The following is a 22854-nucleotide window of genomic DNA, read 5'->3' as shown; positions in this document are numbered from 1 at the left end:
CCATCACTAATCCGACTCGAGACGGACTCGATCTTTTCGACGAGTTGTGATTTCGAGATGGGCTTGACGAGGTATTCGTCGAAATCGGCATCGACGATATCGCCAGTCGGGTTTATCGCGGAGACGATAATTACGGCACCGTCGTACCCGCTTGCTCTGAGTAACGATAACACTTCATCGCCGGAGAGACCCGGCATCCGGCGGTCGAGCAAGACGACGTCCGTTGATTCGTTCACCGTCTCGAGTGCCTGTTCTCCGTCGTAGGCCGTCCTCACGCTCCAATCCGGTTCCAGCCATGCCGCAAACAGATCTGCAAGGCGAGGTTCGTCGTCTACGACGAGTACATTTATCTTCGTTTCCTCCATTTCCCCCTGTCCCCTCATCGTACTCACCTACGGATCACCAATGGTGCTTCCCTTTCATAAAGATCGTGACCAGATGTAATTCCAGTTACCATTTTGCAATCCTCCAGAAAATAAGTAATGCGACACTCGTTGATCGCGGTCGGTTTCGCCGGCACCCGAAAACCGACCACCGAGTCAACGCAAACAAGATCCTCTCTCCGTCTTACTGTCCCTCAAATTCTGGATCTCCGTCGCCCATGAAGGCCGTGATCCCCTCCATGAGGTCGTCGGTTCCCATGAGCTGACCGAACGCGGCCGCTTCGTACTCGAGTCCGGCGTTCGTATCGTTACGGCCGGCGAGCATCGCGCGTTTGGTGTACTTCGATGCGATCGGCGGACCACCGGCGAGACTCGCCGCGAGTTCGAACGCGCGATCCTTGAGGTCGTCGTTGTCGTGGACTTCGTTGACGAAGCCGTACGATTCCATCGTCTCGGCATCGAATCGGTCCGCGGTGAGGATGATTTCCTTCGCGCGACCCTCGCCGACGATGTTCGGCAGCCGCTGGGTGCCGCCCCAGCCGGGAATCAAGCCGAGGTCGAGTTCGGGCTGGCCGAATTCGGCACGTTCACTGGCGACGCGCAAATCGGCACACATCGACAGCTCCATCCCGCCGCCGAGACAGTAACCGTCGATGCCGGCGATGACTGGGAGATCACTCGACTCGAGCGTTCCGAACGTCGACTGGCCCTTCTTCGACAGTTCGGTGCCGTGGAGGGGATCCGCACCGCCAGCGGCCATGCTCTGGACGTCCGCGCCCGCGGAGAAGGCTTTCTCGCCCTCGCCGGTGATGAGAATCGCGCGAACGTCGTCGTCGTCCTCGAACAGGTCGACGGCTTCGACGAGTTCGTCGAGGATCTGTTCGCTGATGGTGTTCATCCGGTGTGGTCGATCGAGGACGATATGGCCGACCATTTCTCCGGGATACTCGACCCGAATCGCTTCGAAGTCGACGCCGTCGTCACCGCCGTCGGGATCGTAGAACGTGCCGACTTCCGCGCGCTCTTCGAGGTAGGCCGCGGGTTCGTATCGCTCGTGACCCGTTATCTCGGCGGCATCCTCGAGCGTCTCGAGGGCTTTGTCGAGACCGAACTCGTCGACGACCGTGACGGGGCCATCGGGGAACCCGGCACCGAGCATGACTGCTTCGTCGATCGACTCGGGCGGGGCGACGTCGTTCCCGATCAGTTTCGCGATTTCGTTGGCCATCGAGGCGATCAGTCGTCGCTTGACCAGTTCGGAGTGCTGGTCGGTCGGGATGTCGACGCCGTCTCCGTCCTCGTAGTCGTAGAATCCTTTACCCGTCTTCTTGCCGAGCTCTTCGTTTTCGACCTTCTCCTCGAGTAACGGAGCCGGTTCGTAGGCGTCGCCCAGTACCTCGTGCATGTACTCGAGGACGTGGTAGCTCACGTCGTTTCCGACCTGGTCGCCGAGTTCGAAGCTCCCCATCGGCAGTCCCATGTCGAATTTTGTGGTGGAATCGACCTCGGCGATGGTCGCCTCGTCGTTGCTGACGAGCCACGACGCCTCGTTCATCAGGGGGACGAGAATGCGGTTGACGATAAACCCGGGCTCGTCTTTGTGTACGCGTACGGGCGTCTTTCCGAAGTCCTCCGCGAGCGCTTCGGTGACGTCGAGAACTGATTCGTCGGTGTGTTCGCCGGAGATTACCTCCACCAGCGGCATCCGGACCGGCGGGTTGAAAAAGTGCATTCCGCAGAACCGCTCCGGTCGCTCGGTTACTTCCGAGAGGTCGGTGATCGAGAGGCTCGAGGTGTTCGTCGCGAAGATCGCGTCCTCGGACGCTACTTCCTCTACGTCGCCGTAGACGTCCTTTTTGATCTCCATCTTCTCGGGAACCGCTTCGATGACGATATCGGCGTCGCCGACCGCCTCGTTCATATCGACTAGCGGCGTCACGCGCTCGAGCGCTCCGTCGGCTTCGTCCTGGGAGAGCTGATCGTTTTCGGCGAGTTTGTTCAGCGACCACTCGATCTGCTCGTAGCCGTCCTGGACGAATTCCTCGTTGATGTCGCGCATGTTCACGTCGTAGCCAGCCATCGCGGCGACCTCCGCGATGCCGTGGCCCATATTACCAGCGCCAAGAACTGCGACGGTGTTGATATCTTCCAGATCCATGGTGAAGTATGCAATCCGTACCGGTTTCAACGTTTCCCTCACCGAGAAAAGAAACACCATTTGAGTTTACAGACGGTTACAAAGTTCTTTATCGTTCAGGCAGGAAAGGCCCGATATGGAATTTGGGTTATCCGACGAACAACAGCAAATCCGCGAAGAGGTAACGCGGTTCGCAGAGAACGAAATCGTTCCAGTCGCCGAGGAGTATGACGAGGAAGAGAAGTACCCTCACGACGTCATCGACAAGGCCGCCGAGATGGGCTTGACCGGTTCGTACATCCCGATGGAGTACGGCGGGGCGGGTTACTCGATCCTCGATACCGCGATCATCACGGAGGAACTGTTCTCCTACGACCCGGGAATTGCGCTGTCGATCGTTTCGACGTCGTTCGGCTGTGAAGCGATCATGAACTTCGGCACCGAAGACCAGAAAGAGCGCTTCTTAGAGCCCGTCGCGTACGGTGACAAGATTTCGGGTGCCGCAATTTCCGAGCCCGACACCGGCTCCGACGTTTCCTCGGTTTCGACGCAGGCCGAGAAAGACGGCGACGAGTGGGTCATCAACGGGAACAAGATGTGGATCACCAACGGGACCGTCGGCGACTTCTTCGTCGTCCTCTGTAAGACGAACCCGGACGCCGAAGGCCGGTACAACGGCTTCAGTCAGATCATCGTCGAATCCGATCGCGACGGGTTCGAAGCCGACAAGATCACCGGCAAGCTCGGCATCCGTGCCTCGGACACCGCCGAACTCATCTTCGACGACGTCCGCGTTCCCGAGGAGAACCTCGTCGGAACCAAAGACGCCGCGTTCATGCAACAGATGCAGTTCTTCGACGAAACCCGGACCGCGGTCGCCGCACAGGGTGTCGGCATCGCGAAGGGCGCGACGCGAGCGGCCCTCGAGTACGCACAGGACCGCGAACAGTTCGGCCAGTCGATTTCGGAGTTCCAGGCCATCCAGCACAAACTCGCCGAGATGGCGACGAACACCGAAGCGGCGCGCAACCTGACCTACAAGGCGGCCTGGAACGTCGACCAGGGCGAGGACATCACCAAACTCGCTTCGATGGCCAAGGAGTACGCCTCCCGGGTCGCTGTCGACGTTGCGGATGAAGCCGTCCAGATCCACGGCGGTGCGGGCTACGTCAACGACTTCCCGGTCGAACGGTTCTACCGAGACGCGAAGATCACCCAGATCTACGAGGGAACTTCGGAGATCCAGAAAAACGTTATCGCCCGCGAACTGCTCGGCAAAGGCTTCTAACTCGCGCGTTTTCGCTTTCTTTGTCGTTTTCGACCCCGCCATAGCGGCGTCTAAAACACTCGAGCGATCGTTATCGATCCCAACGGCCTCCATCAATCCGAGCAGTCGCTATCAATCCGAGCGGCCACTATCAGCCTAAGCGCTCTGCTCTCGTTTCGATATCCAGTACCGCGAATCCCGTCGCAAAAAGGCGAGCCGACTACTCCGCCGGTTCTGCAACCTGTTGTCCGCTACCCAGTTCGAGGCCGCCCTCGAGCGTTCGGACCGGGTACGGAATATCGATGCCTTCCTGGTCGAAGCGTTGCTTGACGCTGGTCACGTACTCACCGCGAATGCGGACGAAATCCGCTCGACCGGGGTCTCCGATCCAGAACCGCGATTGGAGACCGACATCCGAGTCTCCGAGTTCGGTGAGACGAACGGACGGACCCGGATCGGCTAAAATGTCCGGGTGATCGGTGGCCTCCTCGACGATGATCTCGGTCGCTTGTTCGATATCGTCGTCGTAGCCGATTCCGAAGACGAACTTCAGCCGAAGTTTGTTCCCGTCGACGGGGTTTTTGAGAACGCCGTTCGTAAGTTCGGAGTTCGGCACCGTTAGCAGTTCGTTGTCGAACGTCCGAACGCGGGTGACGCGGAGACTAATGTCCTCGACGGTGCCGGCGTGGTCGCCCCACTCGATCCAGTCGCCGATCTTGAACGGTTTGTCGGTGTAGATGAAGATTCCTGCGACGAAGTTCGAGATGACGTTCTGCGTTGCGAGCCCGAGCGCGAGCGCACCCGCCGCGGCGATACCGGCCATGGAGACGAGGAAGTTCCCGTAGTCCGCGAAGCCGAACGCGACCGCGATGGCGACGAACACGACGCCGAACTGCGTAATCAACAACAGCGGTTTCTGCGCGTGGGCGTCGAGGTTTCGACGATCCATCGCACGAGTGACCAGCGGCAAGACGACGAACCGACCGATGAAGTAGATCGCCAGAAACGCCGCGACGAATCGGATCAGCCCCGCGGCACTCTCCGCAACTTCCGTGGACACACCGTCGATAGTTTCGAGTCTCGCTCCGACCGGACCGAGTGCTGGAGCCAACACGGCCGAGACTCCTCCCGCCGTCATCGGTACATCACTGCCGTGTGACCCCGCGTATCGAAGACGGTTGCGTTCACACGGTCTGCGAGAGCTGCCGCCTTCTCTTCGGTCGAACTCCCCGCTCGAGCGGCGCGGAGAAATTTGATTTTGACTAGATCCCGATCCGCAAGTTGGTCGTTGAGTTCGTCGGTGACGGCGTCGATTCCGCTTTTGCCGACCCACACCGTGACGTCGAGATCGTGCGCTTTGCGCTTTCGTTCCTCTTGATCCATAGCACCGCCTAACGGGCCAACCGGTTTCAATCTTCGTGAACGGAGTTGTGCGTCAGCGTCTCCTCGCGCGCGAGGAGAACGTTACTCTTCGGCGTCGATTCCGTCCCCTCGGCTATCGGTATCGTAGGGATACCGCGCGTGGGAGCCGCATTCACAAGTTATCACGACGTGTCCGTCCTGCAAACGGACGCGTGCGTTCGTTCCTGGTCGAAGATACCGATCGCAACGATCGCACGTGAATCGGCGAAACGTTCGGGGTAGTTGCAACCGATTGCGCTCGGCTACCCGACGGGCGAGCCTCACGTATTCACGAGCACGATCATCGTCGGATGCCGAAGCCGCTGCTCGAGCGAGTTCGTGCAGTCGTTCGATGCGCTCGGCGGCGACGTCCATCACTGGTCACTTTCGTCGGTTAGCCTATTGATGTTGCGCTCTCGGTTCACCTTGTCTCACCGCAGATGCCCGCTCGAGATATTCAGAAACAGGCGCTACTACGGAGAGAACACAGGAAGGTGCCGTATCGCTAACTTCGATGCGTTTTATACCGCTGACATCGTCTCGTTGAAATGTGTACCCGGTTGTAACAGCCAAACTGCCCTCCATCCTCCCGGGTTCGGCTCCGTCGGTTCGTCGTACTCGTCGGTCCGCTGAGCGTATACCGTCGGTACGCTCGAACTCTTCTCTCGGTACTTCCCGTTCTCACCGGTGTAGTTCTTCCTTACCAATCGAATCATCCATCAACTCGGTTTCACGCGACCGAGTAGGCTCGGTCAACTGGATTCCCGCTATAGTTATAGCAAAACATAGTACGCAATATTGTTATATATCGAACTCGAACAGGAGTAATAGAACACAATGACAGGAAGTTCGGATGTCCCCCCCGAACGGATCAGTCGTCGATCGGTGCTAGCTGCTGGCACGGCCGGGCTCGTAGCAGGTACGGCTGGCTGCGTAAATCAGGTACAGAGCATGGTTAGCAGCGACAGCAGTACCGACGACGATACCTCCCTTCGGATCATCACCGTCCCCGCCGATAATGATCGACAAGCCGTCCAAATCGCACGAGAGCTCGAGGGAAACCTCGAGGCGCTCGGCTTCAACGTTTCACTCAACCTCCGCACTAACACCGAATTTCAGCGATCGGTCATGCTCGAACACGATTTCGACATGTACGTCGGTTCCCTCCCGACAGAGCCGGATCCCGATTTTCTGTACGAACTGCTTCACTCATCGTACAAGAGTGAAACCGGGAGACAGAATCCGTTTCGATTCGAGGACATTACGACCATCGACGGAATGTTGAGAGAACAACGCGAGACCGAGGACGGCAGGGGCGAGGTAGTCACCGACCTGCTCATCCAGATCGCACGGGAGATGCCGTTCGTTCCGATCTGTCTGCCAGAGGGACAACGAGCTGTGCAACCCGAGATGGCAGATCTCTGGGAACGGTACCATCCGCACACGCGGTTAGGCTATTTCGGTAACGACGAAACACCGGCGGAACTGACATCGCTGATCATGGATTCGCGTCCGACACGGAACATCAATCCGTTTTCGACGGAACATCGAAATCACGGAACCTACATCGATCTCCTGTATGATTCTCTAGCATTCGATGACGCACTCGTCTACGGTGAGGACGAGCACATTACCGAGAGCTTTGAAGGGAGCGATCTCATCCCATGGCTCGCAGAATCGATAGAATGGGGCGAATCCGAACTGACAGTCCGAATCCGTGAGGACTGTACGTTCCACGACGGTGAACCCCTCACCGCCGAAGACGTCGCGTTCACCTACGACTTTCTCACAGACACCACGGGGGGACTAGGCGATTCACCGCTCCCGGCGACGAACTATCGTCGCCACGCCTCAACTGTCGAATCGGCTACCGTCGTTGAAGACACCGACGATGAGGACGAATTAGGAGACGAGGAGAACCTCGAAGTGACACTATCGTTCAGTACGAACCGAGCGGTAGCGGAGCAGGCACTTCTCATCCCCATTCTTCCGAAACACGTTTGGGGAACCGAAGAAGGCGCGCTTGCGGAGTTAGACGAAGACGAGATTCCGGTCCAACAGGGACGATGGAGTCTGCTCGGTTCAGACGAAGAGGATCTCATTGTCGGCAGTGGTCCGTTCCAATTCGAGGAAAAGACCGAACAGGATAGTCTGACCTTCTCGCGGTTCGACGACCACTTCACTCGAGGTGACGACATCGGTTTACCCGAAGTAACCGTCGAAGCGCTCGAGTTCCTCAACGATACGAGCAGTGCGTCAGCGCTCCAGCAGGTCGACGGCGGCGTCGCCGACGTCACGACCTCGCGGATCGAACCGCACGTCGTCGAAGAGGTCTACGCGGGCGAAAGTGATGAAGCGGATAGACTCGTCGAGACGGATCCGTGGTCGTTCTATCACGTCGGATTCAATACCGATAGCGGACTCTGCCAGAGCCCGAGCTTTCGGAACGCCGTCGGACGAGTGATCGACAGGCAGTACGTTGCAGAAGAGATTTTCTCCGGGTACGCGGACCCGATCTGGACGCCGGTCGCAAACGAGGAGTGGCTCCCGGCCGAGGACGAACTCAGAGACGAGGCGATTTCGTGGATGGACGAGCGTAACATCGAACTCGCGGACAAGGAGTGGGACGAACACCAGCCGTTCGCCCCGTTCTGTGAATTAGACGACAACCGCCTCGGTCAGGTCGATATCGAGGAGGCACAGCGGGCGTTCGAGAGCGCCGGATTACAGTACAACGAAGACGGTCAAATCGTAAACTACTGATGTTACAAGAGGTTCTGACTGAGGTCGCTATCGTCGTCGGGGTTATGCTCGCAATTTCGATTCCGTTGTTCATCGGATGGAGTCGTATTCGTGAGACCAGGACCGAGTGGCGAGTACGGATTCGCACCTCCGCTCCGATTATCGCGATTCTACTGACCGTTCTATTGATAAACCAACAGTACCGGCGCGAAATAGGGGATCTGTCCACCGAATACGGATGGTGGATGACCTGGACGTTTTACGAAATCGAAAGTGAACTCATCATCTGGTTCCAGTCCTACGATTACACGATATTAATTCGGTTTTTTTCGTTTATTTACATCTACGCGTACGTCTTCTTGCTAATCTTCCCCGTGCTCGCGTATTTCGCACTCTCGGATACTCGCCCGTTTCGACAGCTTCTCACGGCCTATGCGCTTAATTACGGGATCGGTATGATCGTATACGTTCTCGTGATGGCGTTCGGTCCGAGAAACATGATGCCGGAAATGTTCGAAACCACGCTCTACGATTTTCAGCCGCGATACCAACACCTGACTCGCGAAGTAAACGAGTACAGGAACGTCTTCCCCTCCTTGCACACCTCTCTGGCAATGACAGTGGGGATGTTCGCAGTGATGACTCGAGACGAGTATCCGAAGTGGACTCCGGTTGGTGTCTTCCTCGGAATCAGCGTCGCCATCTCGACGATGTATCTGGGGATTCATTGGGCGATCGACGTCGTCGCAGGTATGATTCTGGCAGTCGTTTCAGTCGCCGTCTCAGTTCTCGTAGTCAACCGTTGGGGGGTGTGGAAACGCAGCTCCGAGCGCCTGCCAACGCTCGCAGAGATCCGAGGCTGGATAGCCTCGACCTGGCGTTCGATTCGCGAGTGAGCGGGGGCGGTCTGACCGGTGGCTCGCCGCGCCAGTTCCTCGCGAGCCCGTGGCGCAATACTGTTATACCGTGAGCGGCCAAGATTCTCGAAGGAACTAATGAACGACATTCCGGCCGGACACGGCCAGGTAAGTCGTCGCTCGCTCCTCGCGACGGGTGCGGTCGGCGCGTCCCTCTCGACAGCAGGTTGTGTTCGACAGCTCCGCAGTATCGTCAACAGGGACAGGCTCGAGCAACTCTCGTTGACGATAACGACGCTTCCCGCGGACGGTGATCGAGAAGGGATCCAACTGGCTCGACATCTCCGTGCAAACCTGGAAGCGGTCGGCGTCGACGTCTCCTTCGAGATGCGCTCGCAGGAAGAATTCCTGCGAGCGATTCTGATCAATCACGACTTCGACTGCTACGTCGGACGCCATCCCGGCTCGATGGACCCCGATTTTCTCTACGAAGCCCTTTACTCGTTGTACGCGGAGGAATCCGGCTGGCAGAACCCGTTCGGGTACACGAATCTCGCGTTCGACGAGTTGCTAGAGGGCCAGCGCCAGGCGGACGGCGACGACCGGCGGAACGCCGTAACCAGCGTTCTCGAGACGCTGGCGGTCGAGGTTCCGTTCGTCCCAGTTTGTGTGCCCGAAGAGCACCGACTGGTCAGGACGGATCGATTCAAGGGCTGGGACGAGTACCATCCCGCAACTCGGCTCGGTCCGCTCGGTCTCGAGCCAACGGCTGGCGCAGATCGGTTACGGACCGTCGTCATCGATGCCCGCCCCTCCCAGAATCTCAACCCGCTGGCGGCAGAGTATCGCAACGGAGGGACGTTCGTGGATCTGTTGTACGATTCGCTGGCGACCGAAAACTGGATCCAGAACGGAGCCGAAACGACTCAGGACGAGACCGACGAGAGCGACGCGACGACAACCGAACTGCTGCCGTGGCTCGCGGAGTCTTGGGAGTGGAACGATGAGACGCTCGAGGTGACGATCCGCGAGGACTGTCTCTTCCACGACGGGGAGCCCCTCACCGCCGAGGACGTTGAGTTCACGTACGACTTTCTCGCGGACACCTCGATGGGCGAAAGCAACGTGCCATCTCCCGCACCGATCTATCGCGGTCTCGTCTCCGCTATCGACGAGATTACCGTCGAATCCCGTCACCAGCTGACTCTCACCGCCGAAACGGGGGAGGCCGTCGCCGAACGGGCCCTAACCGTTCCGATTCTCCCGAAACACGTCTGGGATGACCGCACGGGAACTGCGGATCTTCCGGGGGTACAGGTCGCGGACGGGACGACCGATGCGCTCGTCACGGATAACGTTCCAGCCATCGGTAGCGGCCCGTTCGCGTTCGCCGATCGAGCCGAACGCGAGCACCTCACCCTCGAGCGGTTCGACGATCACTTCACGCGCCGGGACTCCGCCGACCTTCCGGAAGCCAGCGTCGAGGAGTTGTACGCAGGTATCGATCCGCGTAGTACCTCGGCGATCGAACTCGTCGAAAACGACGACGCGGACATGACGCTCTCGACGCTCGAGACGTACGCGGTCGATGAAGTGACCGAAGGTGACGGCGTCGAGCTACGAAGTGACGACTCGTGGACGTTCTACCACCTCGGGTTCAACGCTCGAAACGCGCCGTTTAGTAATCCCCACTTCCGTCAGCTCTGTGCTCGGTTGGTCGACAGGGAACAGGTTGCAGCGGAGATCTTCGAAGGATATGCGCGGCCAACCGAAACGCCAGTGATCGACGAGTGGGTGCCAGAACACCTCGAGTGGGACGGGGACGCGGTCGAGACGCCATTCCTCGGCTCGGACGGCGAGGTCGATGTCGAAGTAGCCAGAGCGGCGTTCGCCGAAAGCGGATTCCGGCACAACGAAGACGGTGATCTCCTGGTGAGACGCTGATGTTGAGGCAAGTCCTCGTACAACTGGCCGTGGTCGTGACACTGCTTAGTTTCCTCTCTATTGTGGTCTTCGTCGGCCGGCGCCGTCTCAGCGAAACTCGAACCGAATGGCGCGCTCGAGTCAGAGCAATGGCACCGGTCACGGTCGTCCTGGGAATCGTTCTGGGGTTCAACAGCATCGCCAGACAGGTCGTTCCAGAAATATCGTGGATAATCGACTGGAATCTTACCTCGCCGATTTACGAACTCGAGGGGCAGTTCATCCTCTGGATGCAAAATCAGGCAACCCCGGAGATCACCGCCTACTTCTCGTTCATCTACATCTACGGGTACGTCTTTTTGCTGGTGTTCCCGGTTATCGCATACTTCGCGCTCTCAGATACCAGATCGCTCCGCGAACTCCTCTCGGCGTACACGTTGAACTACACGCTCGGGCTCGTACTCTACACCTTCATCATCGCGTACGGGCCGCGAAACGTGATGCCTGAGCTCGTCGACGCGTTGCTCTACGACACGTATCCGCGATACCAACACCTCACTCGAGAGGTCAACCGGAACACGAACGTTTTCCCGTCGCTTCACACCTCGCTCGCTACGACGGTCACGTTCATGGCCTACCGAACCCGCGACGACTATCCGAAGTGGTTCGCGCTCGCGCTGGTCCTCGGAATCAGCGTCGCGATCTCGACGATGTACCTGGGAATTCACTGGGTGATCGACGTTATCGCGGGGATCGGCCTCGCATACGTAAGCGTCGTGCTCTCGAAACACCTCGTCGGCCGATGGTCACTCGCGGATGCCCTAAGCGGTCGCCTTTCGAAGTTCCGTAACCGGTAGGGAGACGATACGGATTGTAACGCGCGTAGAGCACGCTCTACGAGAGTTGCGACCGCGAAAAAACGGAACCGAACTCTGGTCGTTACTCGTCTTCGATCGCGTCGGCGATGCGCTTGAGCGCTCGCGTCTGGTCGCGCATTTCGTCGCGGAGCTGTCGGACTTCCTGGACGAGCTCTTCGTTGCCGACCTCTTCGCCGCCGCGTCCACCTGGACCGGCACCTGGTGGGCCGCCGGGGCCGCCGGGACCGCCGCCGCCCATCATGCCGCCCATCATCTGTGCGAATGGGTTGCCGCCGCCACCGCCCATCCCGCCTGGGCCGCCCGGGCCACCGCCGCCGCCACCGAATGGACTCTCTGGTGGCTCTCCCTCGCCTTCACCTTCTTCGGCTCGTTTCTCTCGAATTTCTTCGACACGTTCGCGGAACGACTTCGATTCGTCGTCTGCCTCTGGACCGTTGTCCTCGGCGTCGGGTTCGGTTTCGTCTGTCATGGCTCTGGATTCAGCCCGTGCTCGGAAAAGTATTGTGACCTATCGCCCGTCGGTGGTCCGGAGTCGAGTTTCAACCTAGCCGAACGAACCGAGCGACGATTGGAGCCGCCGTTCGGAGCCGCCGATTTCGAGTTCGTATCCGACCAGATCCCGAAGGTCGACGGCGTAGGTCGTCCCCCCTCGCTCGAGGACGAGCAGTCGTCCTTTCAGTCCGACGACGGTGCCGGTTGCGATCGTCTCCCGAACTGGTCGACTCTCGAGGTCGATACCGTGGTCGAACGCGTATCGGTCGATCACGTCGAACTCTTTCAGAAGGTCGTTCCAGGCGTCCGCGTCGACGGTCGACGCGAGCGACGCGACTTTCGTCGGCGTTCGAAACCGATCGACCAGCTCCTCGGCGATTTCGGCTTCGATCTCGCGGGCGATTTGCCCGTTCGAGACCGTGTGAATGTGCGCTGCGAGATCGGCACCCTGTTCGCGCAGTCGCGTCTCGAGTCGCCGGCGTTTCGTGACGCCCACTTTGAACGTGTTCGGCGCAAATGCGGCGATATAGACGGCGTGTTCGTCGTAGCAGTCCATCTCGTCTTTCAGGCAGGTTCCGGTACAACGAGCGCAGACCCACGTGCTCGTATGGAACTCGCAGTGGGGGGCTTTTGGTCGGTCGCACGGAATGTGCTCGTCGCCGTCGAGCACTCCGGCACAGTGGCGATCGCCGAGCGTGTACGACAGGCTGGTTCCGGGCTCGAGCGACCGGCGACTCACGTCGGTGCCGTCGCTCAAAATCAACGAGGAGCCGTTTCCGGTTCGATCGTAGCCGACCAGTTGCACGCGTTTCCGTTCGAACCGATCTCGTATAGGCGTAGCGCTCTCAAGTCGAACGGGTTCGGCTTGCACGCCGTCACGGGCCGCGGCGACCGTCGCCGACAGCGAAGTGGATAAACCGTTCGACTCCTAACCGACGGACATGCAAGCGCTGGTCATCGCGGCACACGGGTCACACCTCAACCCGGACGCGTCGAATCCGACGTACGCCCATGCGGATGCGATCCGCGAGACGGGCGCGTTCGACGTCGTTCGCGAAACGTTCTGGAAGGAAGAACCGCACTTTCGGGAAGTCGTCCGGACGATCGACGCCGACGAGATATTCGTCGTCCCGCTGTTTATCAGCGAGGGGTACTTCACGGAGCAAGTAATTCCGCGAGAGCTCCGTCTCGAGGGATGGGATCCCGATCTGTGGGAGTCGGACGGGATTGACGCCTCGCAAGCGACGCTCGAGGCGACCGACGCCGAGACGACCGTCCATTACTGCGGGCCGGTCGGCACGCACGACGCGATGACCGACGTAATCGTCGGCCGGGCCCAGAGCGTGACGGGCGATCCGAACGTCGGAGACGGGTTCGGATTAGCCGTGGTCGGTCACGGGACCGACCGAAACGAGAATTCCGCGAAGGCCATCGAATACCACTCCGACCGGATCCGCGAGATGGACCGCTTCGACGAGGTTCGGGCGTTGTTCATGGACGAGGAGCCGGAGGTTGACGACGTCACCGACTACTTCGACAGCGAGGATATCGTCGTTGTCCCGCTGTTCATCGCCGACGGGTTTCACACCCAAGAGGATATTCCGGAAGATATGGGTCTCACCGACGACTTCCGAACCGGCTGGGACGTCCCCGGCGAAGTCGACGGCCACCGAATCTGGTACACCGGCGCCGTCGGTACCGAGGACTTGCTGGCCGACGTGGTTCTCGAGCGAGCGGCCGACGCCGGAGCCGATATCGAACAACAAATCGATCGCGACCGAACGGAACCACGGCGGACAAACGCCGACGTCGCGGGTGACTGATCCGTGGAACTTCGAGACCACGAGTTCGAGCACCTTCGAACGGCGAGCGAAGACGGCCTTGAGTTCGACGGACTTCGACTCGACCGCACGGCCGACGGCTACGTCCTCAAGACGCCGGTCGAATCCCGGACCGAGCTTACGGAGGCCGAATTCCGAACCGCGCTCGAAGCGGTCGACGAGTACGTCACGAACTGGCGGTACTGGGAAGAAACCGTCGGCGGCGACGGAACGGCAAGATGGGCGTTCCTCCGGTGGTGTGAACGCGCACCACCTCAAGCGGATGAAAACGCAGATCGCCGTCCGGTGCCGGGCCGATACGAAGCACTTCGAGACGGGATCGATCGAACGTGGGGCCAACTTCGTCTCACGGCACGGTTCCTCGACGTGGACGAACCCAACGGCGAGCGCGTCTACGACCTCTGGCACGTCGACGACGCCGACACGCCGCTATCGGAACTCGAGGTCTACGACGACCCTCGCGAGGCTCGAGAGCTCTCTACATACGACGAGGACGGTCGGTATCGGCCGCTGAAGACGGCACCCACGCTTCGCACCGGCTGGGCCTTCACCGGTCTCTCCGGGTCGGATCTCGTCGACGCGGTCGATTTCTTCTATCCGGCGACGGTCGCCAACTGGCACAGAGAGCGCGAGGGATCGCTCGACGTCGACCACTGGACTGAAACCGCCGAACGCCAAACCGGGATCTACGACGTTATCGACGAGCTCCCGCGAGAAGCCGTCGAGTGGATGACCGAGGCCTGCTGTGTCGACTCGAAGTGTCTCCGACGGCGCGAGTGGCACTACGAGGAGGGAGATGAACTCGATGTAGACGGCGGGGACGGAACCTTCCCCTGTCGAGAACCCTGCTCGGTCGTGATCGCCGCCGCCCGCAAGTGGGCGATCCTCGAGTCCGAATCGGAGAAAACCTACGAACTCGAGTTAACCACCAGCGAGCTCAACCAGCTCGAGGAACTAATCGACGCGGTCGCCGACGGGAGAGTCGAGGACATTCGTGAAGCGGATGTCAACGAGGGAGCCAACCGCTACCGGGCGCGATACCTTCGGGCGAAGCGGTTCGAGAACGGCGCGTTGGACGCCGTCGAATCGAGCGAAACCGATCAGTAGAACAAAAGTCCCGCGGCGACGACGATCCCGACCACAATTGTGAGAAAACCGACGATTGCGATCGGGCCGCCGATAGACCCCGCGGTGAGGGCCGCTACGGAAAGGGCGATAATCGCGAGTGCGACGACCCCGAGCGTCGCCGGCTCGACCCCGCCGACGCTCGAGAACTCCTCGAGGGCGGACGGCTCGGGATCCGGTCGCTGTGGCTCGCCGAGTGACTCGTCGACGTCGACTTCCGGCGGGCCGGGAACGACTTCGATATCGATCGCGACGGTTTCTGCACCGTACCCGATCGAAACCTCGAGCGTTCCCGTAATCGGGTCGTCTATCTCCGGAACCGAAACCGGGACTGCTTTTTCCTCGCCCGGCTCGACGTAATAGTTTGGTTGCTCGAGAGAGCCGATACGGGAGAGTTCGCCCTCGAGCCGACAGTGAGCGTGTGCGGGGACGTTGTGGCCGCGAAGGAGGATACCGAACGATCCCTCCGTTTCGATCGTCGTCGAATTCGCCTCGAGTGACTCTCCCGACTCGCGGTTGATCTCGAGGATGAGTGCAGGCCCGGACACGGTTTCAATCACCTAGGCTGGCGTCTCTTCGCGCATATCCGGCGGCAGGAGGTTCGGGATTCCGTCTTCGATCGGATAGCGTTGTCCACACTCGGAACAGACGAGGTCTCCCGAAACGATCTCGTCGCCGTCGTATTCGGCGTCCTCGAGTTCCAGGTCGTGTTTATCGAGCGGACAGCAGAGGATCTCAAGCAGCGACTCCTTCATAGTTGAAGGCTATCGGCCGAGAGCAAAAGGTTTCGGGAAACCGATCGATACACCTTCGAGACGACGATCATCACCGCCACCTCACTCGAGATAGCCGTCGCCGTGTTCCGTTTTACCCGCGGGGCAACCGTCGACGGTTCGACAAACTCTTTCTGTGAAGGGAGTTACTGTGCCTATCTATGCCAGTTAAAACGACCCATCACATCGGGATCACCGTTCGTGATCTCGAGACGGTTCGTTCGTTCTACAGCGACGTGCTCGGTCTCTCGGTCGTCGACACGTTCGACGTTTCCGGGGACGCATTCGAAGACGCCGTGGACGTGTCGGGCGCAGCGGGTTCGTTCGCACACCTCGAGTCCGATGACGGTGACGTTCGCATCGAACTCATCGAATACGAACCAGAAGCGCGCGCGAGCAGAGCGGAGTCGATCAACCAGCCGGGTGCGACGCACGTCGGTTTCGCGGTGGACGACCTCGACGCGTTCGCGGAGGGACTTCCCACGATTGTCGAGACGCTGAGCGAACCAAAAACGACCGCGAGCGGGACAAAGATACTGTTTCTGCTCGATCCGGAGGGGAATCTGGTCGAAATTCTCGAGGCCTGAGTGTCGAAAAAGCTGCCGTCGAAGGGCCCCGCTCGAACGGAATGGCCTACTCGTAGGGATCTTCGACGATAACGGTCTCTTCTCGTCCCGGTCCGACGCCGACCACGTAAATCGGCGTTTCGAGTTCGTCCGAAACGTACTCGAGGTAGGTCCGGGCGTTTTCCGGAATCGCGTCGTAGCCTTCGGCCGCGACCGCCTCCCAGTCGACGTTCGACCAGCCGTCGAACGTCTCGAGCGTCGCCTCACAGCGGCCCCACGCCTCGGTCGTCGGAGGCATCGTGAGCGTTTCCTCGCCGTCGAGAATGTAACTGTGGCCGACTTTGACTGCCTCGAGTCCGGCGAGTACGTCGATGTGGTTTATCGCGAGCCCGGTGAAGCCGTTCGCGCGCGCGGCGTGGCGCAACATCGGCATGTCGAGCCAACCGACGCGGCGCGGGCGACCGGTGACGGTTCCGTACTCCCCACCTTCGTCGCGGATGTATTTCGCCAGTTCTTCGGCGTCTCCGTCCGCTCCAGCGGCCTCGTCGTAGTTCGGCGTCTGTCCCTCGACGCCGCCTAGCTCCGTGGGGAGCGGGCCGGTGCCGACGCGAGAAAGATACGCTTTGACGATTCCGATTACCTCTCCCTGCCCGACGACCGTCGGGCCGAGACCGCTTCCGACCGTCGCGCCGCCCGCGGTCGGGTTCGAAGAGGTGACGTAAGGGTAGATCCCGTGATCGATGTCGATCGAGGTTCCCTGTGCACCCTCGAGCATGACGTTATCGCCATCGTCGATTCTCTGCTGAAGGTAGGTCCCGCAGTCGACGGTCATGTCCTCCTCGGCGAGGCGCTCGCCGTACTGGCGGTAGGTTTCAAAGAGGTGATCGATGTCGAATTTCTCGCCGGTCTCTTTTCCGAAGACCTCCTCGGCGAGCGCTTTCTTCTGGGGGACGACGTACTCGAGTCGTTCGCGGAGGACGTCGGGCTCTACGAGATCGCCGATACGGACGCCCCGTCGGCCGGCTTTGTCCTCGTAGGTCGGACCGATGCCGCGCTTGGTGGTCCCGGCCGCGAGGTCGTCTTTTTCGTCTTCTTCGATACCGTCGAGCGCGCGATGGTACGGAAGGATAACGTGGGCTCGCTCGGCGACCCGAACGTCCGGTTCGAGGCCCCGTTCGCGGAGCGTATCGATTTCGTCGAACAGCGTTTCGGGGTTGACGACGCAGCCGTTCCCGAGAACGCCAGTTTTCCCCCGAACCGCACCGGAGGGAACGAGTGAAAGTTTGTACTTCGTGCCGTCGTGAACGACGGTGTGTCCAGCGTTGTCGCCACCCTGATACCGAGCGACGACGTCGACGGCGTCGCCGTAGATATCGACGACTCCGCCTTTGCCTTCGTCGCCGAGTTGGGACCCGACGATTGTGACGGTCATAACAGCGGCGGATTCTTGCCCGGCCGATAAACAGATTACGGTATTGCCGGGCCGATCCAGAGAAGTTGTACAGCTTCGTGGATAGATCCGCGCGTTTTACCGCCAACTTTAGCAAGTCAACGTACTCGGTGGCGCGTCAACGGCCGACGAACGCTTCGCGCGGCTGTCTCGCAACCGTCCGGCTCGCCCCTTCAGCCGAGAGCGAACGTATCGGTGAGGGGATCCGAAACACGAACCGTTAACTACTCGCAAGAACTATCATCGAATTGAACGTGTTCCGTCCGGTTTCGGAGAGTAACTTTTAAAAGGCGGAAAGACAAGTTAACAAATGCCATGATAGACCGACTTGAAAAGGAAGTCGATATGCTGGAACGACATCTGCAGGTCCTGAAGATGGTTATCGAAAACGAACCGATCGGGATCGTCAAGATGTCGAACGAAACGGGCTACCCACACCACAAAGTGCGCTACTCGCTGCGCGTGCTTGAAGAAGAAAACCTCATCGAACCCTCGAGCCAGGGCGCGATCAAGACCGAACGGACGGTCGAGTTCGTCGACGAACTCGACGGCAAAATGGACGAGATCGTCGAAAAGCTTGACGGAATGAAGATCGAAGACGCGACCGAGATCGAAGGATAACGTAGTTATACTTCGCGTTTAGAGTTCTGGAACGTTCATATGGAAGCCGCCAGATCGTGATTCGACGAGCGCGAGATGGTACCCCTGTTTTCGCGAGAGGTTGACGTAGCTCAACTTCGAGCCGCGGCTGAGAAAGCCGCTGCTCGTCGCCTGCTCGGTTACCTCGAGCGCGCCGGGTTCGAAGTAACTCGAGGTGACGACCATCGCAGCGCCGAGGTCCGGGTAATTCGCGGTGACTGCGGAGGCCGCTTCCTCGAGTTCGGCGAGCATCCGTTCGGTCGCCGGGTCGCGCGAGTCGTTGAGATTGGCGACGATGAGCGGGTTCCCCATCTTGTCGAACGCGACGACGTCGAACGTCACTTCCTCAGGGACATCCTCAGTCTCGTCGTCCTCGAGCGAAATCGTCGCGTGAAGCTCCGCTCGATCGATCTGTGGGATCGCATCGTAGAGGTCGGCGAGTCCGTTTCCATGGCCCGTGTCCCGGATTTCGAACAGCAGCGTCTCGACGAGCCAGTCGACGAACGTGTACTCTATCGTGTCGGTGAGAAACTCCTCGTAGGGCCGACCCGCGACGGTCACGTCGGACGCATCGAAGGACGTGTGTTGTTCGAGTTGGAGGTTCGAAGCCACCGACTCCTGATCACCGTCGCCGCCGTGAGCCGATTGAAGCGTCGAGTCGCTTTTCGACGCGTACCGAACGAATAGGTTCGTCCCCGCGAGTGCCTCGTGTGCTGACAGCTGGCGTTCCGAATTCTGCCCGCCGAACCCAGCCGTCTCACCAGCACCGACCGTTTCCGCATTACGGAGCCGTTCACACTCGGCTTCGAGGTCCTCTATTTTCGATTGAAGTCGCTCGACCGTCGCAGTAAGTTCCTGGTTTTCCGCCTGTAGCCGTTCGTGTTCGGATTCAAGATTCGCGTTTTCCGTCTCGAGGACCTCCTGTCGCGATTCGAGGTCTCGAGCGTGCTGGGTCAACGTCTCGATTCGCTGTTCGTACTCGTCGATGGCCGCCTCGAGTGACTCACCCTCCGGCTCGACCGACTCCTGTTCGCTAACGGGTGAGTGTGCGCTGGACCGACTCGTCGTTTCCTGCTCGACCGCTGCGGTCGAATCCTGTGTCGCTTCCGTCGCCGTCGACGCGTCCGTCGTCGGTCGGTCACGTGACTCCGATGCGTTCGATTCATTACTCGCTGCATCGTCCACCTGTGGACGCTCGGGCGGTTGCTGTCCGGATTGCTGTCGAATTGCTTCGACGTGTTCGGAATTCTCGGGGTCGATCGATGGAATGCTTCGGGTTTCACGCCAGCGTTCTTCTTGTTTGAGCCGTGCATCAAGTTCGCCGTTCTCTTCGGACTCGGATACTGCTTCGTCGTGTTCTTCGTCCTCGTCGTACGTTACCGATTCAGATTGACCCGATTGGGCTTCCGAGTCGGACTGCTTCGTCTCGTCTACGACTTGCTCACTGGGTTCGCTTTCGGACGAGGGCTCGGCCGATGTCGCGTCAGGATCCGACGAAGGGCTCCGTTCGTCCGGATCAGATGCGGTCTCTGGAGATTGGGGTTCGGGCGCGGAACTCCGCGACGATTGTTGACCCGGTGATTCGTCGGCGTCGTTCGGTTCGGTTCGTCCGGCGTCGGCGTCGGTCACCTCGGATTCGCCGTGAGATCTAACAGCCGAGGAGTGATCGGGCGCATTCGTGGCAGATTCCTGACCGGGTTGTGAATCGGCGGTATTGGCCCCAGAGAGATCCGTCAGGTCGGACGTCTCGCGAAGTTCCGATGCGGACGCCGGCCGGGTTGCGTCGTCCGAAACGGCCTCGTCGCTCGAGTCAGCCCACTCGTCCGGATCCGGGTCGGCAGTCGATTCCGGCGAGGAACTGGACGCATCCGCCCGTGCGATCGTCTCGGTCGTTTCCGCGCCCGTCGCTGATCCGTCAGTTGCAGGCGGTGTCGATTCCTCCGCCGGGTCGGCGTTGGAGTTGGCCGGCGGTTGCGGGGCCGCCCCCTCTCGAGAACCGGAGTCGGGCGTCGTCGATGCCGATGCTGTCTCACTACTTTCTGGGACATCTGTTACGTCGATTTTGACGTCGACCACTTCGTAGATGCCGACCTCGTCGGCGGCGCGTTCGAAGGCCTCGTCTCCCGTAAGCAGACGTTCAGCGTTTCCGATGTACGCCGCGGCCATCCGCCGACCACCGTAGTAGACGGCATAGTAGTCGCCGCTCAGAACCTGTTCGCTCAATTCGATATAGCCGGTAAACGAGCCGTCCTGTAAGGTCTGGTCGACCTCAGTGAGCGGCGTGTCGTTCGTGTAGTAATTCGCCCGCGTGTCTCCTCCCTGTGCGTGCATCGAACAAAGAAGCGGAAGCGAAGCGTGCGGAGCGGCGTAAATCGTTCCGGACGCCTGCTCGAACGCTTCAATCTCGCCGTCGACAACGCCAACGACTCGGCCGTTCAGCATGAACAGCCACGTCTCGCTTGCGGTAACGACGCCAGAAAAGCCGTTATCGGCGAGTGTCGAAAGTTCGTTGTAGCCGCCAGTAAAGGGACGAGAATCCCACCGTTCAACGCGCTCTTGCGTGCGCGAGTCCATAGTCCAACATGCCGTAACCGGGACAAATACGTTTCGCCTATATTTTCGATTCCGCGTCGTCCGCGAGCTCCGCCATCCGCTTGCCGATTCGACCGGCGCTCGAGAACTCGTCTTCGCTCATCGCACTCGCCAGGGCGTTTCCGAGGACGAAAACCGCGTGTTTGTGTTCGCTTTTCGATTTGTGGACGTGAGACGGATCGACATCCAGTTCCCGGTACGGATCGAACAACTCCGCGTCGACGTTCTCACGCTGGGAAAAATACTCCATGATAACGACGAGTTCTTCGTGGAGCTCGAGGAGTTCGTCTTTGTGCATGAGCCAGTGTACGAACGGTTTCGATTTAAGAGTTTTGTGCAATTTGCTCCCAAAACCGTCACGAAAGGAGTATCCGGACGGATACGTCAGAAAACCACTCACGAAAAGCGAACGAGTTGGGAGAGGTCCGAGAAGGAATACGGGCCCGACTGTTCGCCAACCGGTATCGAACGTACCTGGACAACTACGAGAGTATGGTGCCGACCAGACGGGAACAAGGCCCGCGGCGTCGTTCGATTAGGCGTCGGGGGACGGGTCGTCCGTCGTTTCCTGGGCCGCCGTTCGCTGACCCGCCGGGAACCAGGCGAGTTCGTGTTCTGCCGTAACGCGGACGGCGACGCGTTCGTCGAGGTCGATATGATCGGAGTGATTGTGCATGCACTCGATAGTCTCGCCGGAATCGAGTTCGATCCGATAGAGGACCGTCGGACCGAGATACCGTCGGTAGACGACGGTCCCGTTCGACTCCGGCTCGGACGCAGGATAAGCGGTCACGTCGTCGGGTCGGACGAGCAAATCGATCCCGGTCCCGTCGTACTGGGTGGCGAGGCCGTGAACGTTGTCTCGAAGCACTCGGCCGACTGCCGTGTCGACGTGATCGCCGTGGACTTCTCCAGAGAGAAAGCTCGCGTGGCCCAGAAAACCGGCAACGAAACGCGACTCGGGCTGCTGAAAGATCTGTTCCGGCGTGTCGATCTGTTCGATGTCACCGTCGTTCATCACCGCGACCCGATCGGAAATCGAGAGCGCCTCCTCCTGATCGTGGGTGACCGAAACGGCCGTAACGCCAGCTTCCTTGATGATCTGGCGCACCTCCTCGCGCATTTCCACGCGCAAGTCGACATCGAGGTTAGAGAACGGTTCGTCGAGCAACAGCATTTCGGGTTCGGGAGCGAGCGAACGCGCGAGTGCGATCCGTTGTTGCTGACCGCCGGAAAGCTCCTCCGGGTGATGCTCGCCGTGGGATTTGAGGCCGACGAGTTCGAGCAGCGAATCGACTCGAGCGTCACGTTCTGCTTCGGCCCACTCTTGCAGTCCAAACGCGATATTTTCGCGGGCCGTCATATGCGGGAAGAGTGCGAATTCCTGAAAAACGACACCGACACCGCGGTGCTCCGGCGAAACGAACTGCCCGTGACCTGCGACCGGTTCGCTGTTCAATCGAACCTCCCCGGCATTCGGCTTCTCGAGGCCCGCGATAAGTCTGAGGGTCGTCGTTTTCCCGCAACCGGACGGACCGAGTAACGTCAAAATCTCGCCGTCCCGAACGGACAAGGAGAGATCGGCTATCACCTCTTCGTTCGCGTATTGTTTTCCGATCCCGTCCAGTTCGAGGACCGTATCCGTCGTCGTCCGTTCTTGAGTGCGTTCCTCACCCGTCGTTGTTACCAGTTGTCCGTTCGACATTATCTCCCCCGGAAATACCGGTATTCACCTAGTTTAGGGGTGCCTAAAATACTTATAATTACCGATCCGTCCGCTTCGTTGGA

Annotated in this window: 21 protein-coding genes and 1 pseudogene; 9 read left to right on the top strand and 13 right to left on the bottom strand. The window is 59.7% G+C overall.

Translation table 11 applies throughout. From position 1 onward, the window contains the following. Positions 1-11: 11 nt before the first annotated feature. Both ACZ5C7_RS14655 and ACZ5C7_RS14650 read right to left on the bottom strand, forming a co-directional pair. Positions 12-365 (bottom strand): annotated as a pseudogene (locus tag ACZ5C7_RS14655) (response regulator transcription factor); the annotation flags it as partial. Between the two features lie 202 nt (positions 366-567). Then, the gene (locus ACZ5C7_RS14650) at positions 568-2541 is read right to left on the bottom strand and encodes a 3-hydroxyacyl-CoA dehydrogenase/enoyl-CoA hydratase family protein (protein WP_464377030.1); all 1974 of its coding nucleotides are present in this window, start codon (positions 2539-2541) and stop codon (positions 568-570) included. Positions 2542-2656: 115 nt separating this feature from the next. Between ACZ5C7_RS14650 and ACZ5C7_RS14645 the strand changes: the two genes are divergently transcribed. Next, the gene (locus tag ACZ5C7_RS14645) at positions 2657-3808 is read left to right on the top strand and encodes an acyl-CoA dehydrogenase family protein (protein WP_464377029.1); all 1152 of its coding nucleotides are present in this window, start codon (positions 2657-2659) and stop codon (positions 3806-3808) included. A 199-nt stretch (positions 3809-4007) separates the two neighbouring features. Here ACZ5C7_RS14645 and ACZ5C7_RS14640 read toward each other — a convergent pair whose 3' ends face one another. The 3 genes from ACZ5C7_RS14640 to ACZ5C7_RS14630 form a co-directional block, all read right to left on the bottom strand. After that, a complete protein-coding gene (locus tag ACZ5C7_RS14640) occupies positions 4008-4925 on the bottom strand; it encodes a mechanosensitive ion channel family protein (RefSeq protein ID WP_464377028.1) in 918 nt (305 codons plus the stop codon). After that, entirely contained in the window at positions 4922-5170 is a 249-nt protein-coding gene (locus ACZ5C7_RS14635; protein WP_464377027.1) for a YhbY family RNA-binding protein, read from the bottom strand. The genes ACZ5C7_RS14640 and ACZ5C7_RS14635 overlap by 4 nt, the downstream gene beginning before the upstream one ends. Positions 5171-5251: 81 nt before the next feature. Next, positions 5252-5563 (bottom strand): ribonuclease P protein component 4, encoded by a 312-nt coding sequence (locus ACZ5C7_RS14630; protein ID WP_464377026.1) that lies wholly within the window; start codon positions 5561-5563, stop codon positions 5252-5254. Positions 5564-6025: 462 nt separating this feature from the next. Between ACZ5C7_RS14630 and ACZ5C7_RS14625 the strand changes: the two genes are divergently transcribed. The 4 genes from ACZ5C7_RS14625 to ACZ5C7_RS14610 all read left to right on the top strand — a co-directional run bounded on the left by ACZ5C7_RS14625 (position 6026) and on the right by ACZ5C7_RS14610 (position 11567). Further along, complete coding sequence (locus ACZ5C7_RS14625) at positions 6026-7951, top strand: ABC transporter substrate-binding protein (protein WP_464377025.1); 1926 nt, start codon at positions 6026-6028, stop codon at positions 7949-7951. A 224-nt stretch (positions 7952-8175) separates the two neighbouring features. Next, entirely contained in the window at positions 8176-8826 is a 651-nt protein-coding gene (locus tag ACZ5C7_RS14620) for a phosphatase PAP2 family protein (protein WP_464377024.1), read from the top strand. A 99-nt stretch (positions 8827-8925) separates the two neighbouring features. Then, positions 8926-10731 (top strand): ABC transporter substrate-binding protein, encoded by a 1806-nt coding sequence (locus ACZ5C7_RS14615; RefSeq protein WP_464377023.1) that lies wholly within the window; start codon positions 8926-8928, stop codon positions 10729-10731. Continuing rightward, the gene (locus tag ACZ5C7_RS14610) at positions 10731-11567 is read left to right on the top strand and encodes a phosphatase PAP2 family protein (RefSeq protein WP_464377022.1); all 837 of its coding nucleotides are present in this window, start codon (positions 10731-10733) and stop codon (positions 11565-11567) included. The genes ACZ5C7_RS14615 and ACZ5C7_RS14610 overlap by 1 nt, the downstream gene beginning before the upstream one ends. An 82-nt stretch (positions 11568-11649) precedes the next feature. Here the strand turns inward: ACZ5C7_RS14610 and ACZ5C7_RS14605 are convergent, their stop codons facing one another. Together ACZ5C7_RS14605 and ACZ5C7_RS14600 are read right to left on the bottom strand one after the other, a co-directional pair. Beyond that, complete coding sequence (locus ACZ5C7_RS14605; RefSeq protein ID WP_464377021.1) at positions 11650-12057, bottom strand: hypothetical protein; 408 nt, start codon at positions 12055-12057, stop codon at positions 11650-11652. A 75-nt stretch (positions 12058-12132) separates the two neighbouring features. Further along, the gene (locus tag ACZ5C7_RS14600; RefSeq protein WP_464377020.1) at positions 12133-12885 is read right to left on the bottom strand and encodes a DUF2797 domain-containing protein; all 753 of its coding nucleotides are present in this window, start codon (positions 12883-12885) and stop codon (positions 12133-12135) included. Between the two features lie 136 nt (positions 12886-13021). On the opposite strand from ACZ5C7_RS14600, the gene ACZ5C7_RS14595 reads away from it, so the two are divergent. Together ACZ5C7_RS14595 and ACZ5C7_RS14590 are read left to right on the top strand one after the other, a co-directional pair. Then, complete coding sequence (locus ACZ5C7_RS14595; RefSeq protein WP_464377019.1) at positions 13022-13903, top strand: CbiX/SirB N-terminal domain-containing protein; 882 nt, start codon at positions 13022-13024, stop codon at positions 13901-13903. 3 nt (positions 13904-13906) lie between these two features. Further along, positions 13907-15028, top strand: a complete 1122-nt coding sequence (locus ACZ5C7_RS14590; protein WP_464377018.1) for a DR2241 family protein — start codon at positions 13907-13909, stop codon at positions 15026-15028. Here ACZ5C7_RS14590 and ACZ5C7_RS14585 read toward each other — a convergent pair. Together ACZ5C7_RS14585 and ACZ5C7_RS14580 are read right to left on the bottom strand one after the other, a co-directional pair. Next, a complete protein-coding gene (locus ACZ5C7_RS14585; RefSeq protein ID WP_464377017.1) occupies positions 15022-15594 on the bottom strand; it encodes a DUF7524 family protein in 573 nt (190 codons plus the stop codon). The two genes, ACZ5C7_RS14590 and ACZ5C7_RS14585, sit on opposite strands and share 7 nt — an antisense overlap. 12 nt (positions 15595-15606) lie before the next feature. Further along, positions 15607-15801, bottom strand: coding sequence for a methytransferase partner Trm112 (locus tag ACZ5C7_RS14580; protein ID WP_464377016.1), 195 nt, complete (start codon positions 15799-15801; stop codon positions 15607-15609). Positions 15802-15980: 179 nt separating this feature from the next. Here ACZ5C7_RS14580 and ACZ5C7_RS14575 point away from each other — a divergent pair, with 179 nt between their 5' ends. Beyond that, positions 15981-16406, top strand: coding sequence for a VOC family protein (locus tag ACZ5C7_RS14575; protein WP_464377015.1), 426 nt, complete (start codon positions 15981-15983; stop codon positions 16404-16406). A gap of 46 nt (positions 16407-16452) precedes the next feature. Here ACZ5C7_RS14575 and ACZ5C7_RS14570 read toward each other — a convergent pair whose 3' ends face one another. Next, positions 16453-17817, bottom strand: coding sequence for an adenylosuccinate synthase (locus ACZ5C7_RS14570; protein ID WP_464377014.1), 1365 nt, complete (start codon positions 17815-17817; stop codon positions 16453-16455). 333 nt (positions 17818-18150) lie between these two features. On the opposite strand from ACZ5C7_RS14570, the gene ACZ5C7_RS14565 reads away from it, so the two are divergent. Continuing rightward, positions 18151-18456, top strand: coding sequence for a hypothetical protein (locus ACZ5C7_RS14565; RefSeq protein ID WP_283834038.1), 306 nt, complete (start codon positions 18151-18153; stop codon positions 18454-18456). 18 nt (positions 18457-18474) lie between these two features. On the opposite strand, the gene ACZ5C7_RS14560 is transcribed toward ACZ5C7_RS14565, so the two are convergent. From ACZ5C7_RS14560 to ACZ5C7_RS14550, 3 genes are all read right to left on the bottom strand, one after another. Then, entirely contained in the window at positions 18475-21048 is a 2574-nt protein-coding gene (locus ACZ5C7_RS14560; protein ID WP_464377013.1) for a DUF7527 domain-containing protein, read from the bottom strand. Between the two features lie 37 nt (positions 21049-21085). Further along, entirely contained in the window at positions 21086-21364 is a 279-nt protein-coding gene (locus ACZ5C7_RS14555) for a UPF0058 family protein (RefSeq protein WP_464377012.1), read from the bottom strand. Between the two features lie 237 nt (positions 21365-21601). Beyond that, complete coding sequence (locus ACZ5C7_RS14550) at positions 21602-22771, bottom strand: ABC transporter ATP-binding protein (RefSeq protein ID WP_464377011.1); 1170 nt, start codon at positions 22769-22771, stop codon at positions 21602-21604. Positions 22772-22854 lie beyond the last annotated feature (83 nt).

The sequence above is a fragment of the Halostagnicola alkaliphila genome, from assembly GCF_055379965.1.
Note: the sequence above shows the minus strand (reverse complement) of the source record. Positions and strands in the feature narration are given on the sequence as shown.